Source organism: Acinetobacter sp., assembly GCF_050285345.1.
Lineage (GTDB): Bacteria > Pseudomonadota > Gammaproteobacteria > Pseudomonadales > Moraxellaceae > Acinetobacter.
Genome location: NZ_JBLZXR010000109.1, coordinates 1 through 17,808, shown reverse-complemented (window position 1 = coordinate 17,808; position 17,808 = coordinate 1). Strand labels below are relative to the sequence as shown.

Annotated in this window: 15 protein-coding genes, 1 tRNA gene and 1 pseudogene; 7 read left to right on the top strand and 10 right to left on the bottom strand. The window is 39.4% G+C overall.

All coding sequences use genetic code 11. The annotated features are described in order from the left end of the window. Positions 1-44 precede the first annotated feature (44 nt). The gene (gene sdhD, locus ACN6OV_RS09305; RefSeq protein ID WP_427952279.1) at positions 45-410 is read right to left on the bottom strand and encodes a succinate dehydrogenase, hydrophobic membrane anchor protein; all 366 of its coding nucleotides are present in this window, start codon (positions 408-410) and stop codon (positions 45-47) included. Then, entirely contained in the window at positions 410-808 is a 399-nt protein-coding gene (gene sdhC / locus ACN6OV_RS09300; protein WP_427952277.1) for a succinate dehydrogenase, cytochrome b556 subunit, read from the bottom strand. Before sdhC ends, sdhD begins: the two co-directional genes overlap by 1 nt. Positions 809-1,836: 1,028 nt before the next feature. Between sdhC and gltA the strand changes: the two genes are divergently transcribed. Then, positions 1,837-3,114, top strand: coding sequence for a citrate synthase (gltA, locus tag ACN6OV_RS09295; RefSeq protein WP_427952275.1), 1,278 nt, complete (start codon positions 1,837-1,839; stop codon positions 3,112-3,114). Positions 3,115-3,228: 114 nt separating this feature from the next. On the opposite strand, the gene ACN6OV_RS09290 is transcribed toward gltA, so the two are convergent. From ACN6OV_RS09290 to ACN6OV_RS09280, 3 genes and pseudogenes are all read right to left on the bottom strand, one after another. Further along, on the bottom strand, positions 3,229-4,869 hold the full coding sequence (locus ACN6OV_RS09290; protein ID WP_427952273.1) for a flavin-containing monooxygenase: 1,641 nt from the start codon (positions 4,867-4,869) through the stop codon (positions 3,229-3,231). Then, on the bottom strand, positions 4,866-5,732 hold the full coding sequence (locus ACN6OV_RS09285; protein ID WP_427952271.1) for an SDR family NAD(P)-dependent oxidoreductase: 867 nt from the start codon (positions 5,730-5,732) through the stop codon (positions 4,866-4,868). The genes ACN6OV_RS09290 and ACN6OV_RS09285 overlap by 4 nt, the downstream gene beginning before the upstream one ends. A 20-nt stretch (positions 5,733-5,752) precedes the next feature. Further along, positions 5,753-6,703 (bottom strand): annotated as a pseudogene (locus ACN6OV_RS09280) (metal-dependent hydrolase); the annotation flags it as partial. A 349-nt stretch (positions 6,704-7,052) separates the two neighbouring features. On the opposite strand from ACN6OV_RS09280, the gene ACN6OV_RS09275 reads away from it, so the two are divergent. Together ACN6OV_RS09275 and ACN6OV_RS09270 are read left to right on the top strand one after the other, a co-directional pair. Next, positions 7,053-7,553: a hypothetical protein gene (locus ACN6OV_RS09275; RefSeq protein WP_427952281.1), complete on the top strand. Its 501-nt coding sequence runs from the start codon at positions 7,053-7,055 to the stop codon at positions 7,551-7,553. 411 nt (positions 7,554-7,964) lie between these two features. Then, positions 7,965-9,590, top strand: a complete 1,626-nt coding sequence (locus ACN6OV_RS09270; RefSeq protein ID WP_427952269.1) for an NAD+ synthase — start codon at positions 7,965-7,967, stop codon at positions 9,588-9,590. A gap of 253 nt (positions 9,591-9,843) precedes the next feature. On the opposite strand, the gene ACN6OV_RS09265 is transcribed toward ACN6OV_RS09270, so the two are convergent. Then, positions 9,844-9,920, bottom strand: a tRNA-Met gene (locus ACN6OV_RS09265). A gap of 180 nt (positions 9,921-10,100) precedes the next feature. On the opposite strand from ACN6OV_RS09265, the gene ACN6OV_RS09260 reads away from it, so the two are divergent. After that, entirely contained in the window at positions 10,101-10,505 is a 405-nt protein-coding gene (locus tag ACN6OV_RS09260) for a hypothetical protein (protein ID WP_427952267.1), read from the top strand. Positions 10,506-10,802: 297 nt separating this feature from the next. Continuing rightward, positions 10,803-11,243, top strand: coding sequence for a universal stress protein (locus ACN6OV_RS09255; RefSeq protein WP_427952265.1), 441 nt, complete (start codon positions 10,803-10,805; stop codon positions 11,241-11,243). Positions 11,244-11,318: 75 nt separating this feature from the next. Here the strand turns inward: ACN6OV_RS09255 and ACN6OV_RS09250 are convergent, their stop codons facing one another. Next, positions 11,319-11,636: an MGMT family protein gene (locus tag ACN6OV_RS09250; protein ID WP_427952263.1), complete on the bottom strand. Its 318-nt coding sequence runs from the start codon at positions 11,634-11,636 to the stop codon at positions 11,319-11,321. Positions 11,637-11,953: 317 nt separating this feature from the next. Next, positions 11,954-13,453 (bottom strand): cation:proton antiporter, encoded by a 1,500-nt coding sequence (locus tag ACN6OV_RS09245; protein WP_427952261.1) that lies wholly within the window; start codon positions 13,451-13,453, stop codon positions 11,954-11,956. Between the two features lie 220 nt (positions 13,454-13,673). On the opposite strand from ACN6OV_RS09245, the gene ACN6OV_RS09240 reads away from it, so the two are divergent. Further along, entirely contained in the window at positions 13,674-14,231 is a 558-nt protein-coding gene (locus ACN6OV_RS09240) for a hypothetical protein (RefSeq protein ID WP_427952259.1), read from the top strand. Positions 14,232-14,290: 59 nt separating this feature from the next. Here ACN6OV_RS09240 and ypfJ read toward each other — a convergent pair whose 3' ends face one another. Both ypfJ and ACN6OV_RS09230 read right to left on the bottom strand, forming a co-directional pair. After that, positions 14,291-15,196, bottom strand: a complete 906-nt coding sequence (gene ypfJ, locus ACN6OV_RS09235; RefSeq protein ID WP_427952257.1) for a KPN_02809 family neutral zinc metallopeptidase — start codon at positions 15,194-15,196, stop codon at positions 14,291-14,293. A 45-nt stretch (positions 15,197-15,241) separates the two neighbouring features. Further along, entirely contained in the window at positions 15,242-16,162 is a 921-nt protein-coding gene (locus tag ACN6OV_RS09230) for a DUF808 domain-containing protein (protein ID WP_427952255.1), read from the bottom strand. Positions 16,163-16,361: 199 nt separating this feature from the next. Here ACN6OV_RS09230 and trpS point away from each other — a divergent pair, with 199 nt between their 5' ends. Continuing rightward, positions 16,362-17,375: a tryptophan--tRNA ligase gene (gene trpS / locus ACN6OV_RS09225; protein ID WP_427952253.1), complete on the top strand. Its 1,014-nt coding sequence runs from the start codon at positions 16,362-16,364 to the stop codon at positions 17,373-17,375. Positions 17,376-17,808 lie beyond the last annotated feature (433 nt).

The following is a 17,808-nucleotide window of genomic DNA, read 5'->3' as shown; positions in this document are numbered from 1 at the left end:
GTGTAATCTTCTTTAGGGGTTATAGCGCCCATGATATCTTCCTATCAATTTGCCCAAAAAATCTGGATCGCCCAGATCGCGTATGCAAATACTGCAATAATTACTGCAGATGTCAGCACCAAACGCAAACCGTTTGCTGAAGGACCCATTTGACGAGTAGTCACATAGTCAGTGAATACCTGCCACATACCGATCCAAGCATGCGCAACAAGAGATAAGACAGACAATAAAGATAAAATCTTCATTGGAGTTGTCATCATAAAGCCATACCATTGCTCAAAAGTGAACCCGCTATTGCAAAGGATCCAACCCAGTACAACAATAGTATAAACAGCCAATACAACGGCACTTACACGCTGGATAAACCAATCGCGTGAACCTGATCCTGTTAAACCTGTAGCACTTTTCATTAGAGAACAATCCATACAAATGCTGCAACAATACCGATTGCAGACAAGATCAATGAAATAGTAGCTGCGATACGACCACTTTGCAGTTCTTCAGCAAAACCGATATCTGCAAGCAAGTGTTTAACACCTGCGATAAAGTGGAAAATCAGGCCGGCTACAAATACCCATACGACAAAGCGCACAATGAAACCGCTGAAGATTTCTTTAACTTGTGCAAAACCTTCAGGCGAAGATAAAGACTTGTCTAAAATCCACAGAAGGACCGGTACGAGTAAAAATACGATAACACCTGATAGACGGTGTAGAATTGATGCAATAGCCACAGGGGATTTTAAGTTTACTTCTAAAACTTGACCCATGGACAAATTGACAGGTCTGTTGCTTTTCACAGCGGGCATCCTGTAAGTAAAAACTCCATCCGGAGTTTGTTGGAATTAATTCGTAGGAAAGCTGGCATAGTCAGACAATACAATATAATAAACTCTGCAGCTGTCTGATCTTTTATAAACGACAGCGAATTATAAAACGTGAACTATCAAAATACAAACGAAGACAATTAGCTTTTGATCAAAAATTCCTTAAATAAGAATCATTAACATTAAATTCAATGAGGTTAAATAAGTGTAAGGTCTAACAGAAAAACACTATCTTATTGGTTTTAAATAGGTAAATTTATTTTTCTTTATAATTATTAAGGGTATACCTTTTATTTTACATTTAGACTAAAGATGAACAAAACTAAACTATTCTTTTGCTCCCCTATTTTAAAATCATCTGCAAAATTCGCCAAGCCATAATCAAAAATTAAAATATTAAATATTTTTAAATTTTATATAACAAAGAGATCATGAAATGAAATAAGCACTTAGTCTGTGTATAAAAAAAACCACAAGATGAATCTTGCATATAAAATCGTCATTTTCAGCAATTTTAGCGCCAAATATGGCTTATTTTTAATCAATTCTTACAATCTAATGAGCCATTTTTTAACCAAACAAACTTTTTTTAAAGCTTCAGTTAGTCGTTTTAATTATGAATAAGAAAAGAACAATTTAAATCCTGAAACAGCTGTAAGTTACGAAAATTATAATCATTTAGGCAAATCCACCTCTTGATAAAGCTTAAAGTTTCAGAGTTTTTAAAGATTAGAAATTGCCTACAATTAAGACAATAGGCTTTTTATAATCTGCACCTCTCTTGTAATTTGACTTATTATACTGCGTCGGCGCTGTGATTTTATTCATTTTTTAAACGGATACTCTGTGACTCAGTTCCCTATTCGAACGTTACTTTTATCCATAAGTATAATTGACAAAATTTCAGTTCCCTCTAATCTTAGAGCAAATTTTTGATCCGTCTGATTCTCGCATTAAAAGATTAGTACTGAGTCAGATAAAAACATTCACCAGGACAGGAGATCTATTGAATGTCTGAAGCAACTGGCAAAAAAGCCGTTTTACAGCTTGATGGCAAAGAAATTGACTTACCAATTTACAGTGGCACTCTGGGCCCAGATGTAATTGATGTTAAAGATGTATTGGCTGCAGGCCACTTTACTTTTGATCCTGGTTTCGTATCTACAGCGGCGTGTGAATCTAAAATTACATTCATCGATGGTGGTAAAGGCGTTCTTTTACACCGTGGCTACCCAATCGACCAGTTAGCGACTAAAGCAGACTACCTAGAAACTTGCTACCTTCTTCTAAATGGCGAGCTTCCAACTGCTGAACAGAAAGTTGAATTTGACGCTAAAGTTCGTAACCACACTATGGTTCACGACCAAGTTAGCCGCTTCTTCAATGGTTTCCGTCGTGACGCGCATCCTATGGCGATCATGTGTGGTGTTGTTGGTGCGCTTTCTGCGTTCTATCACAACAGCCTTGACATCGAAAACATCGACCATCGTGAAATCACTGCGATTCGTTTGATCGCTAAAGTACCTACACTGGCTGCTTGGACTTACAAATACACAGTTGGTCAACCATTCGTTTACCCACGTAACGATTTGACTTACGCAGAAAACTTCCTGTACATGATGTTTGCTACTCCTGCAGACCGTGACTACAAAGTTGACCCAATTCTTGCGAAAGCAATGGACCGTATTTTCACGCTTCATGCTGACCACGAACAAAACGCGTCTACTTCTACAGTACGTCTTGCTGGTTCTACTGGCGCTAACCCGTATGCATGTATCGCTGCTGGTATCGCGGCTCTATGGGGACCTGCTCACGGTGGTGCAAACGAAGCTGTTCTTAAGATGCTTGATGAAATCGGCACTGTAGAAAACGTTGCTCCGTTCATGGAAAAAGTGAAAACTAAAGAAGTTAAACTTATGGGCTTCGGTCACCGAGTTTACAAAAACTTCGATCCACGTGCGAAAGTAATGAAAGAAACTTGTGACGAAGTGTTAACTGCGCTTGGTATCAACGATCCACAACTTGCTTTGGCTATGGAACTTGAACGTATTGCGCTTTCTGACGAATACTTCATCAAACGTAACCTATACCCTAACGTAGACTTCTACTCAGGTATCATCCTTAAAGCGATTGGTATCCCAACAGAAATGTTTACCGTAATCTTCGCGCTTGCACGTACTGTTGGTTGGATCAGCCACTGGTTAGAAATGCACAGCACAGCTTACAAAATCGGTCGTCCTCGTCAGCTTTACACTGGCGAAACTCAACGCGACATCCAAGGTCGTTAATTCGAAAGAATTATCTGATTTTGAAAAAACCACCCTTTGGGGTGGTTTTTTTATGCGTTAAGGTGAATATCTGTAATCTTATCAAATAGATTTACTGAATTTGAGTTTTAGTGCTCAGGCCACCGTATCATAATCATCCCAATTCACCTGTGCTAAACGTTGTTTCAAATAACTCAGCGACCACGGCCATGCTGCAAAGTTACGTCCATTCACATCTAGGTAATAACTCTTACACCCACCACGGTTAAATACCGTACTTTGTAAATGTGTCTGCACTTTGGCATTGTGATAAGCCAAAACATTGGGCTTAATTTCGATGCGCTGAATTTTATCCTGCTTCATTTTTACCAAAGCATCGACGATATAACCGACTTGCGCTTCAGCAATACCTATAAATGAGTCATACACCAAAATATTCGGCCCTAGCACCAAGAATGCATTGGGCACTTGCGCAATACTGGTGCCTAGAAAGGCTTCTGGTGAGCTATCTTTCCAAAGCTCCGACAGCAATTCACCTTGAGCATTTTTAACACGGCGACCAATCGGCGGATGCGACACTTCAAAGCCTGTGCCCCAAATAATCACATCAACTTCATGTCGTTCGCCATTTGACGCGATCACCGTATTGCCGTCAATTTCAACCAAACCCTGTGGAATCAGTTCAACATTGGCTTGTTGCAATGCAGGATAATAATCATTGGCAAACAAAAGTCGCTTACAACCAATCGAAAAATTTGGTGTGACGTTTTTACGCAGTGCATCATCCTGAATTTGTAATTTTAATAATTGGCGACCCAAAAAGTTGATGGGTTCTAACAAGGTTGGATTGCGTAAACCCAAATTAATGGCATTTAGAATTTCTGCCACACTTTTACGCCACGTATCCTGAATTTGAGGGAAACGTGTAATCCATCCTTTAGCACGATCATTTAATGGGAAATCTGCTTTTGGCAAAACCCAAGGTGCTGTGCGTTGAAACACCACCAGATTTTTGGCTAAAGGTTGAATCTGCGGAATAAACTGAATGGCCGAAGCGCCCGTACCAATCACCGCGATACGTTTATCTTTTAAATCATATTGATGATTCCAACGTGCCGAATGGAACATTTCGCCTTTAAAGCTTTCAATCCCATTGATCTGTGGAATTTGTGGTTCGGTAATCGATCCTGTAGAAAAAATGACAGTTCGTGCCGCATAGCACCCTTTTGACGTATCGAGTTGCCACTGTTTCTCAGCTTCATTCCATTCAGCATGCTTTAATTCACAGTTAAATTGGATGTTCTGATATAACTCGTGTTGTGTAGCCACATCTTCCAAATAGCTCAAAATTTCAGGCTGTTTGGCAAATAGATGACTCCATTTGTGACTTGGCGCAAAGGAAAATGAATACAACACTGAGGGCACATCACAACCACAACCCGGATAGGTATTGTCACGCCAAGTACCACCAACGCGGTGTGCTTTTTCTAAAACCACATAATTGCGATAACCCAGCTCATTCATACGATGTGCTGCGGCCAAACCTGAAATACCTGCACCAATCACAATAGTGTCATAAACAGGCACATCTTGATTCAGTTGTTCAGCTTGATCTGACTGAGGTGCTGCTGCTTTTTTATTTGCAGCTTTGGTCGTGTTGTTTCGGCGTGTGCTGTTTTTTGAACTTATTTTAGGCTCTGCCTTGGTTTTGGACTGAGGCCTTTCTTGTTCTAAAGATTTTACATCTTCCTCATGTAATTGCGTCGGCATATTCATACATTTGCTCCCGACTTTTTAATATAGGTATTAAAGAATGGATAGCCCACACCCAATAGGCGGGTATAGAGCTGAGGTGATAAGCGTTTCAACCACCAAAACAGCTTGGCATCTGGCTGTGGAATGGTGTACAACTTGCCTGCATCCAAATGATTCAAACTGAGTTTTGCAACAGCATGACTGGTGGTGAAAGCATGATTTATCAGCAACTGATCTGCCAGACCTGCATAACGACTTGGAAGGCGTCCATTTTTCATAATATTGGTGGGCACTAAAGTTGGACATAACACATTGAGGCGAATATTGACTGAGCGTAGTTCTGCCGAAAGCGTTTCTGACAAAGCCAACACACTCGACTTGGTCACGTTATACGCTGTCATCTCAGGTGCTGCGGTATACGCTGCTGCGGAAGCCACATTAATAATCGCCCCACCATTTGGATTACTTTTCAGCTTCGGTACAAAATAATGGCAGCCATGCACCACACCCCACAAATTGACATGCATACACCATTGCCAATCTTCCAAACTCAGTTCATCAAACTTTCCGCCTAAGCCCACACCAGCATTATTAATGACCAAGGTCACGGGATACCCCATTAACTGTTCAGCTTGCTCTGCGAGTGCCGCGACTTGTTCCGCTTTGCCCACATCACATTGCACCGCATAGGCTTGTGATGAAGTCAGTAATTGAATCTGATCAACCGTTTCTTGTGCCGCGTCGAGTTGAATATCTGCACACACCACCGTTCCACCACGACGCGCTAACTCTAGTGCATAGCTCCGTCCGATTCCACTGCCCGCACCCGTCACCACGGCATAAGCCTGATGACTTGGTCGGGACTTTTTCTGAAATAAACCCATCTTGACTGTCCTTTGTATACTTTTAATGCAGGGGTAAATTCTTTGACAAAATACGGTGTCAACACACCATCCACAGGATTCAATAAACGCTTTTTGTAATATTCAAGAAAAGCTGATGTGTCATAATCATTCGGATGAAAGCCTGGACGCAAATAATCAAAAATATGTTTTAAGCTGCTGCCATACACGCCATTTTTTAAGCCAAAGATCAGTCCTACACTGCGCGGCATCTCTTTCCAATAACTAAGGCTCATCAAGTTAGACGGCTTGCGATAAAATGGAACAAAGAATGAAGCGAAGGAGATCAACACCAAAATGGTGATCAGCGCAGGGAAAAAACCTGCAATACGTAGCGCATAGTTATTCGATAAACTTTGGAACACATCATAAGCAATGTCTTTGTGTTCAGATTCCTCCAACATATGCCACATCCAAATCGCACGCTGCTTTTCATCTTGAGAATGAAAGAAAATTTCCTCATGATTCATCATGTATTCGGCCAGTACTGCGGTGAAATGCTCAATCCCCGCCATGAGAGATAGTTTCATCGGCTGAGGCAAACGATTAAATCCATAATCAAAAACATAACTGGCCAAAGTACGGAAAATTTCAACTGGCAATCCGGCATCGCGATAGGCATCATTCATTTCATCATGCAAACGCGAATGCAATGCTTCTTGTCCAATCAAGGACGTTACACGCTGTTTAAGTAGTGGGTCGCTGATAAAATCCCGATGATAACGTGCCGTATCAATCACCAGATCTTCACCAAAAGTCAGAAAGATGGACAGTGATCCAAAATAGGCACTGGCCAATTCTGCATTTAAATAAAATTTTGGATCAATCTTTTCCGCCTCAAAATCAAACTTCATGTGACGAATGGGAACAACTGCCGATTGTTTTGCTGCATCAAAAGCAGGACCTGAAAAAATGCAAGTTAAGGTTTTTTTAATTGGTTGAAAAGCACTCATGGTTTTTCTCTCAATGTTGGTGTTTTCCTTGACTGACCTCATGTCAAAATCAGGAAATACACATCTATTGAGCATCAAACTAAGACAGTTAAAAGCCCAGACCATTAGCAAAACCGACCTCTTGATTTGCAAATTCGCTCAATTATTTACTGTGTTGGACAATCGGCAAAACAACCATGCAGCACAGCTCAAAAGCTTGTCATTACAGGCCATGCGTAGTTTTGAGCATTTTGTTTTAGTGCAAAATTTTCGCTACTTTAGCGCTAGTGAACAGCACATCAGTATAAGTATTTCAATTTCAGGTTATATTAGCGTTTGAATGATTCTAGATTTTGATATTTATCCACCTATGCTCAAACTCATTCCCACACTGATTCAACTGCTCAAACTAGATCGTTTTAAATGGCGTACATTAACCTCAGGTGAAATTACCATGTGCCGAAGTGTGTTTGGTGATTTGATTGATTATGAGCAAGTCAAAGTGATGAATCATCCTTTTTTGCCGTGGCAGGCACAGAATGTGGTGATGGCACCGAGTGGCTATATCCATGCACGAAATTTACTGTATAGAAATGATTATTCCAAAGAAAGACTAAGCTTTCGCGCTCTATTTATCCATGAAATGACACACGTCTATCAACACCAAAAGAACATCAATGTGCTGGGCTTAGGTGCAATTCTACAAATAGGCTATTTTTTGAGTTTTAAAAAATATAATCCCTACCATTACACACTCAAACCAAATAAAGCTTTTTTTGACTACAATATTGAGCAGCAAGGTGATATCGCACGAGATATCTATTTAAAACGCATCGAGAATATTATTTTACAACCAATATTAATCAAATAATTTCAGCATGAATACGACGATTTGATGGTGATTAATTTTCAATACCCTCAACTGTCTTTTAAATTGGATAAAAACCAAAAATCGCCCAATTGAGTCCAAGCGGATCATCATCCACAGAGTGAAGCTCATTTATGGATGAAAAACCAACATTAAAAATTACTTTATTTACAATATCTCAGACTTCCTTTTTCAAAAGCCATGAATAACCCTAGTATCTCGCTTAATTTCAGATAAAATAAGCTGACCGAGTTTTTTGCCTCGCAAAAAATAGGTTTAATTATCATACGATGATGGTGTTTTGTTTTCGCCTTTCGGCAGTATTTTTATGTCTAAATACACTCGCTGAGTAATTACAATAATACAAATCAGTGTGTTAAGTGTATTCACCTATAGGAATAGGATTTAGTTGGAATGAATAGTTTTAAAATTGCACTTGCTCAGTTCTCTCCGCATATTGGTAACCTAGAATCAAACGCAGCAAAAATGCTTCAACAAGCAAATGCAGCAAAAGAACAAAATGCAGATATTATTGTTTTCCCTGAACTTTCTACAGTGGGCTACCCTGCTGAAGATTTATTTTTACGTCCAAGCTTAAATAAACGTACCCAGCAAGCTTTTGAGCAATTGGCGACCATTCAAGATATCGTGTTGGTCTTTGGTTTTGTTAACCAAACTGAAGATGGCCAACGTTATAATGCTGCTGCGGTCATGAAAAATGGTCAGGTTCTAGGAATTTACAACAAACAAAACCTACCTAACTACAGCGTGTTTGATGAAAAACGCTATTTCAGCGAAGGTCATCAACACCTTGTATTTGAATACCTCGGCCATAAGTTTGGCGTACTGATTTGCGAAGATGTTTGGGCTCTACCAACCGTTCAACAACTTGCTCAACTTAATGTTGAAACAGCATTGGTCTTAAATGCTTCACCTTATGAAGTTGGCAAGCCACAACATCGTATCGAAACTATGTCTGCCTTGACCAAGCAATTGAACCTTAACTTAGTGTACTGTAACCAAGTTGGCGGTCAAGACGATCTAGTATTTGATGGTACAAGCTTTGTCATGAACAATGCTGGTGAAGTCGTAGTACAAGCACCAAGTTTTGTTGAAGGCTTGCATATCGCTGAATATGACGCTGAACAAAAAGCCTATAAAACCGGCACAATTACTCCAGTTTTAAACACAATGGCTGAGATCTATCAAAGCCTTGTGACTGCAACGCGTGACTACGTACAACGTTCAGGCTTTCCAGGTGTAATTCTTGGTTTGTCTGGCGGGATTGATTCTGCTTTAACTTTGGCCATTGCTGCCGATGCGATTGGTGCAGATAAAGTACAAGCTGTGATGATGCCTTATACCTATACAGCACAAATCAGTGTTGAAGATGCAGCAGAGCAAGCAAAAAATATGGGCGTGACTTTCGGTATTGCCGAAATTAACCCAATCGTAAATAGCTTTATGCAAACCTTGTTCCCGTTCTTTGGTGAAATACCTACCGATACAACAGAAGAAAATTTACAAGCGCGTTCACGCGGTACCTTGTTAATGGCACTTTCAAATAAGTTTGGCAACCTTGTGCTAGCGACAGGAAACAAATCTGAACTTTCTGTCGGCTATTGCACCCTATATGGCGACATGGTCGGTGGCTATGCAGTACTCAAAGATGTGTATAAAACCATTGTATTTGAACTGGCAAAATACCGTAACAGCATTTCAGAAACACCAGTGATTCCTGAACGTGTGATTACTCGCCCACCTTCTGCTGAACTGCGTCCGGATCAAAAAGACCAAGACTCATTACCTGAATACGATGTATTGGATGCAATTCTGTATGCTTATATCGAAGAAGATATGAGCCAAGACGATATTATCGCCAAAGGTTTTAATGCAGACGTTGTGAAAAAAGTGATTCGCTTAGTCGATTTCAATGAATACAAACGTCGTCAAGGCGCAATTGGCCCGCGTATCAGCTCACGCGCATATAGCCGCGAACGTCGTTACCCAATCGTGAATGGTTGGAAACCGGGTGTTTAAGCTTAAATATTCAGTTTAAATCTAAAAAGCTCAGTGATCTACTGGGCTTTTTTATTGCCATGATTGATTCAATACAATGAAAATGAATATTTCAAAAATGTAGATACGCAAAGAAATGGCTGGGTCATTATTTAAGCGATCAGGCATAAAAAATCATGCAAATATAATTTTATGAATAACGTGAATTGAAGGCACGAAGAAACTTTTTTCGGCACAAAAAAAGAGACCAAGCTGAGAGCTTGGTCTATAAAAATGGTGGCTATGACGAGACTTGAACTTGTGACCCCCGCATTATGAGTGCGGTGCTCTAACCAACTGAGCTACATAGCCGTAAACTGTGGGGGCATTATCTAGATTTACGCCATTATCGTCAAGTATTTTTGTGCATATTTGTTCAGAGTTTAAACATACAAACATTAAGATGATAATATTTAAGCAAATCTTGATATTTTTATCGTATTTATCACATTTTTGATTAAAAATTAGTGTTTTATAATGAAGGCTTCTTCAATGAAAAAAATCTACCTCGCCCTCGGTTTCATTCTGATCGGTCTGACTGGCTGTCAATTGGTTTCACCGATTTTTGTTGATTACAATGGCGTACGCCGTGATGTCGCAACGTGGATTAATCAACAATCTCTTTTATCTATGCAGCAAAAACGTAGTTTGACACAACTCAGTAAAGCACAACAAAAGGTCTATAGCCTAGATTTAAATAATCGTGAAGCGGTGTTGAACGTGGCCAAAGAAAATCAAATGGCTTTACATTGTGCCAATCTACACCATGTCAGCGATAAAAAAATCCAACAGTTACAACAGCATATTTTTGATGCTTCGAGCTGGGCTAAATTTCAGCAGTTTGAGCAGACAGCGCCCCAAATAAAGCTAGATGCAAGCTCAATTCAATGTGAATAAGCCATTCAATCCAATACGGCAAATTCAAGAGTATTTTGTCGTACATTTCCCATGAACGTTATTCAGCATTTAGTTAAAATTATTTACATCTTTAAATTATTTTACTATTGTTAATTTTGCTAAAGCCAAGTATATCTTTTATAAGATTTATTTGATAAACATGAAGATTATCCTTATGAATTTACTGGGTTTTATTCATTTTTAAAACAGCATATGATAAGTCTATAACCAAAATTTTATAGCGTTTTTATTCTTTGTTCATTTACAGATTCAATTAATCCTAAAAGGAGAAATATAATGGCTTTAAATAATATTTTAGTTCCAATCGACGGTTCCGAAACTTCATATGCTGCTGTCGCAAAGGCAGTTGAATTTGCGAAAGCTTTCGACAGCAAAATTACAGTGGTTCAAGTACTGACGTTGGACCCATATATTGCTGCCGAATACATTTCTGCATCTCAAACCAATGATTTGATTGAACGTGCGCGCGCTTCAATTTTAAATACATTGGCAGAGGCTAAAGAGAAGTTTTCGACTGAAGGCGTCACTGTAGAAACCCGCTTACTTGAAGGCCAAGTGGTACATACAGAGCTGGTAAATGCTGCAAAAGAAACCAATGCTGACCTGATTATTATTGGTTCGCATGGTCGTACAGGGATTAAAAAATTCTTCTTGGGTAGCGTAGCACAAAGCATTTTAAGTGCTTCTGATACTCCTGTACTTGTGGTGCGTAAATAAGTTATCCCCAGTATTTTAAAGCTTAAAGCCTTCTTTCGAGAAGGCTTTAATTTTTTGGGTGGATTATCTATATACTTAAGGTTGCCATTGATAATACTTCAAATTAATGCGCCCATTCACCACAACAACCTGCTCTGCTGCTAACTTTTCCTGTTGAATGTTCTCGCCTTGTGCATTGAGCCGTTGAGTGCTAATTTTACCTTGAGAATTAATTACCCGATGCCATGGTACATTTGCTGCACCGTCTATATTTTTGAGTACATAACCGACCAAACGCGCATGTTTAGGCAAACCTGAAAGCTGAGCGATTTGTCCATAGGTGGCGACTTTCCCAAATGGAATCAGATGAACCACCTGTAAAATGTGTGTTGCTAATTCATCACTCTGTTTCATGGAATCCCTTGATCTCAATCCTGTACTATAACCATCTTAATCCTAGAAAAAGCCCCCAATATCTTTTACTGCGTTTTAATCGATTAGTACAGCGAAGATCTTAACCACATACAAAACAGCATATTCAATCACCATAACTGAATAAGCATTGGGTAATCAATAATGCTAGAAACATCTGAGCCATAACACATTTTGCATTTGCAACATCAATTCTTTTTATCTGTAAATGCACACTAGATAATAAGTTTTTCCTAAAATTTTTCAAAAAAAAGAAATACCGCAGTATTTCTTTTTTAAACAACTTTAAAAACTCAAAACTAGAAGTTTTCTGGGTTTTCCAAACGGCGAACTTCTTGTACTTTTTCCGGATTATGTACCGCAGCTACACCATCATCTGCTTTGGTATCAATTAATGCTTCGGGGTTATACACAGTAATTGTCTCATTTCCATGAATATCTTCACCCACAATATACTGAAAACCCTTCCGGTTCATTTTGTGGCACATCCTTTGATACCAACCTTTAAAGCCCCGTGTTTCCTCATTCGGATTGTAATAAAATGCATTCATCACCGCAGGTAAACCAAGCCCACACACCAGACCAGACATCAACACTGCAATAAAGGTATATCCAATTAAGATACTGCTGTATTCACTCAATTGTGGAATATTCGCCACCGCCAAAATCAAGGCCAGCGAAATCCCGCCACGAACCCCACCCCAAGATAAAATTGTCAGACTGCCGTTATAGCTTTTTTTGCGAAAACTTGGGAAAAAGGCAAAAGCCAAATAATTTGCTGCAAAGCGTGAAACATGCAAAATAATAAAAGCAAAAATCCCACCTAAAATCAAACTGATACTCAAATCTAGAATGAATAATTCCAACCCAATTAACGTAAAGAGAAATGAGTTAATAATGCCTTCAACCGTATGCCAAAAATGGTTAATTTCACGAATTTCACGATCTTGTAAGATTTCCTTCCATCTATTTCCGACGATCAAACCACCAATCACACAGGCAATTGGTGCTGAAGCATGCGCAAATAACGCCACCAGATAAGAACCACAAGCCAATAATGCAGTGGTTAAAATCAAGGACTCCATTTCATGTTTACCGCGTAGCAAGCGCAATATGCCTTGACCAAAGCCCCAACCAATAATCACCGCAACCACAATCTCGTACAGCAATGTTTCCAATGTACCGAGGACAGTAAAATGTTCACCTTGCAAAACATTGAGTAAAGTCATGAAGACTGCAATACACATTGCATCATTAAATAGTGATTCGCCTTCAAGCTTCACCATTAAATGATGTGGTGCACGTACAGAGCTCAGAACACCCTTTACCCCGATTGGATCGGTTGCACCCAGTGCTGCCCCCAATAGCAGCAGGACAAGCAAATCAACTTGATGTCCAATTAAGAATTGATAACCATACAAAGCCACCCCAAAGAAACCGGCACACAAAACCAGTGCAATACTGGCTAAAATACCGATCGGCTTCCAATGCACTCTAAGATCGGAGACTTTAAATTTGAGGGCAGAAGAGGTCAAAATAAAACAAATCACCCCATTAATTAAAAAGTCATAAAAGTCGATATGTCGAACAGCTTCTTCAATATTGTGTAAATTAATCGTCACAAACGGATTGCCATTTAACAGACTCGCCGCCCATTGCAAAATAAAGACAAAAATAGCAGAAACAATAGGAACACCAATGGCCTGAGGAAAACCTAGAATTCGTTTATTAAAAATTGTCGTGGCAATCGAAAGTGCAAAAATTACCGTAAAGGCCTGAAGAAAGAGATGATTTCCCATTGTGTTTCCAATTTTGGGGCTATGTCGCCTGCATAGTGAGATATAGGTATTTTAAAAATAAATGATATATTAACTATCATTTAAAAATAAAATATTTTAACGATTTTTTGATAATTCCCGTGTATCAATTAAGTTTTTTTCGCACATTTAATCCAGATGAATTAACATATTGTCTACAGCATAGTTTTTATGCACTCTTCTTAGCTATTTTAAATCTCCTATGCATCAGACTATTAAAACTGTTTTTCGCCTCTGCTTTGCTGCTGTTATTTTTTTAATTACAGCGGCCCTCATACTGACCTGTTTAAGTAAAACACAGGAAATTGTGTATGCCGATAAATATTTCCATCAGGCAAAAAACATTTCTCTGGATTCAACGGCTAACGAGCAACTGGTATTGCTTTCAAATAATCAGTCGCCAGACAAAGCTATTTTTATTTTGCTGGCCAATAATGGTTATATTGCCAAAGTTCATTGTGAGCATTATCTCAAGGATATTTGCTTAGATAACTTCAATAAATCGCATACTCGTCAAATTCAGCATATTGATCTAATCAAAGTCGGTCAATTTCATTACATCAAGCAAGTCAGTTTTACCAACAGTCGCAGCCATCAACAACACGTTTTAAAATATAGTGATGCTCAAATTAAACAGTTTTATCAGCAAGATATCTCTGGGCTGAAATATATTGTATTTGGCGTGGCCCTATTCGCAATTGCTGCGATCTATATCAGCATCCGTATCCTGCGTAACTTTAAGTCTTTTTTAAACAAATAAGCCTTTCACAGTCACATCTCAATAAAAAGAGGATTGCACAATCCTCTTTTTTATTTGTATCAAATCGCTTGATTAAAAGTATCGCAACGATTGATATTCCCTGTTTTTAAGCCTATCTCAAACCATTTCATGCGCTGAGCACTGGTGCCATGAGTGAAACTGTCTGGAACAACCTGACCTGTTGCACTTTTTTGCAAATAGTCATCACCAATTTTATGTGCGGCATCCATGGCTTCTTCGACATCGCCCTGCTCAAGGAACTGCGTACGTTGTTGATTATGGTGCGCCCAAATACCGGCAAAACAATCCGCCTGTAGTTCTTGCATCACTGAATAACGATTTCCTTCGGCTTTCGATGCTTGCGCACGCGCTTTCTGAACTTGAGCAGAAATCCCTAAAATGGTCTGTATATGATGACCAACTTCATGTGCAACCACATAAGCTTGGGCAAAATCACCCGCTTGGTCATGACGCTGTAACTCCGTCTGGTTTTGTTCGCCAGAAATCCCCATTTGAGTACGCATATCTTTAAAGAATGCCGTATCAATATAAACTTTCTGATCCGCTGGACAATAAAACGGTCCCATTGCAGCCTGTGCCGCACCACAAGCTGAATTAACCATCCCACTAAACATCACCAATTTAGGCGGTTGATATTGAGCATTCAGTTGTTCTTTAAATACTTGCGACCACGTATCTTCGGTATCGGCCAAAACTGTCCCCACAAAATCCATGGCTTCTTGCTGTTCTTGAGTTGGATGATCCAAACCCTGCACTTCAGCCGTTTGTCCTTGTGATGTCACTTGTTTCGTTGCCTGATAGGCTTGTTGCGGATCTACACCGAAAAACTTCCAAGCCACAAATGCCACGATTAGCCCTAAAATACTGATCCCGCCCGCTTTAGCACCGCCACCACCGCGACGGTCTTCCACATTCGTACTAACTCTTCGTCCCTTCCAGCGCATAGTGATCTTCCTTTTCTGAAATATGTGATAGCAATGCGTTTTTGATTAAGCTGACTTCGTTCTAATCTTTTGAATAAAGCTAATCACGCACAGTACAATCAAACCTGCGACAAAACCAATCACTAAATTCAGTAGAGTTGGTGTTAAAGCACCAATAATACTTCCCACTGCAGGAATGTGCTCAGCATAATCCACCGAACCTTCCATAAAATGATGCAATAAAGGCACACCATGCGAAATGATGCCTCCACCAACTAAAAACATGGCAATTGTCCCGACAATTGTCAAGGTTTTCATCAGCTTCGGTGCAAAAGCCAATAAACCACGACCAATACTTTGCTTCAATGATGAGGCTTGCTCAGTTAGATATAGTCCTAAATCATCAATTTTGACAATCATTGCGACAAAACCATACACACCAACGGTCATCAGGATTGCAATCACCGACAGCACCATTACTTTGGTCACAAAAGTTGCAGCAACGACTGTACCCAACGAAATCACCACTATTTCAGCCGATAAAATAAAGTCCGTACGAATCGCTCCTTTAACCTTATCTTTTTCAAAAGTAGCCAAGTCAGTTTCTATTGTGGTTAATTCCTGGCTGGCTTCTTCTTCTGTTTTGGCTTTTTTGTGCTGTAAGCTGTGCAGAACTTTCTCTACCCCTTCATAACACAGAAATAAACCACCGATCATCAACAATGGCGTGATCAACCACGGCGCAACCACACTAATCAATAGTGCTGCGGGCACTAAAATCAATTTATTTACAAAAGAGCCTTTGGCTACCGCCCACACCACAGGCAGCTCACGATCGGTACGCACACCACTGACCTGCTGCGCGTTCAGGGCTAAGTCATCTCCTAAAACCCCAGCAGTTTTTTTTGCGGCCATTTTACTCATGACTGCAACGTCGTCTAATACCGTGGCAATATCATCTAGTAATATTAATAAGCTACTCGCCATTTATTTTTATCCATCTTGAAAACTTTGACATTTTAATCTGTGATCTCAACTTTTGAATATTTGTTTTTTGAAATTTAGCTGATTTTATAATTTTTTTACTCCCGTTTTTTTTAACACTGACATTCAAAAAGATTATGCCGTACAATATTGCCATTCTTTGAAAAATAGCATGTCGCCAAGACGACTTTGGAAATAGGTAATGAGTAATCAAGACAATCGCCCTGTTATTTTGACAGGCGACCGTCCGACAGGACAACTTCATTTAGGGCACTTTGTAGGATCTTTACGTTCTCGTGTAGGTTTACAGGATTCTCACCATCAGCATTTATTATTGGCAGATGCACAAGCTTTTACTGATAACGCTGATAACTTTGAAAAAGTACGCCGTAATATTCTTGAAGTTGCCACAGATTACTTGGCTGTGGGAATCGACCCAAGCAAAACCACAATTTGTGTACAATCGAGCTTACCGGCACTAAATGAGCTCACTATGTTGTATCTCAACTTTGTGACAGTTTCTCGTTTAGAACGCAACCCAACCATTAAAGCTGAAATTCAACTTCGTGGTTTTGAACGTGATATTCCTGCAGGTTTCTTATGCTACCCAATTGCCCAAGCTGCGGACATTACTGCATTTAAAGCCACAGTTGTACCTGTCGGTGAAGATCAGATTCCAATGATCGAACAAACCAACGAAATCGTACGTCGTTTGAATCGTCAAATTGGACATGAAATTTTACCTGAATGTAAAGCACTACTCTCAAATATGAGCCGTTTACCGGGCTTTGATGGTAAAGCAAAAATGTCAAAATCTTTGGGCAATACCATTGTGCTCGATGCTTCTGATAAAGATATCAAAAAAGCTGTGAATGCTATGTATACCGACCCGAACCATCTTCGCATTGAAGATCCAGGTCAAGTTGAAGGTAACATTGTATTTACTTACCTCGATGCGTTTGATCCAAATAAAGAAGAAGTAGAAGAACTGAAAGCACATTATCGCCGTGGTGGTTTAGGCGATGGTACGGTGAAAAAACGCCTTGAAGGTGTGTTAAAAGAGTTAATCACACCGATTCGTGAACGTCGTATGGAACTGGCAAAAGATCCTGATTACATCATGGATATTTTGAAAACAGGTACAGACAAATGCCGTGATATTACACAGCAAACTTTAGATGAGGTGAAATCTGGTTTAGGCGTCTTCCACTTTTAAGACCTTATAATTTAAGTTTTATCATTTAAATTTTTATAGCTCCCATCTGAAAAAGCCTTTCTGCCATGAAAGGCTTTTTGTTGATATCAACCAACATACTCTGGGTGAAGATTCACAGAATCTCCTTATTTTTAACGTTAGGTTACATCACTTAACGTGAACACCAATGAAATGACTGACCGTTCACTCTATGATTTACTTATGTTTTAAGAACGACTAAGTTCATAACATTTCTCCTTTACCGAACCTGTGAAGACAGATTCGTTGTTATACGCAATGAACACCCCAATCATTGCGTATTTTTTTGTCTGAAATTCAGGTCAATGAATACGCAATAAAAAAGCCCACATAACGTGTAATGCCAGTCAGTTAAGCAAACATTAGAAAAATGTAGTAAAAATGAGTGTATGCCAATACGCTCATTTTTTTATGA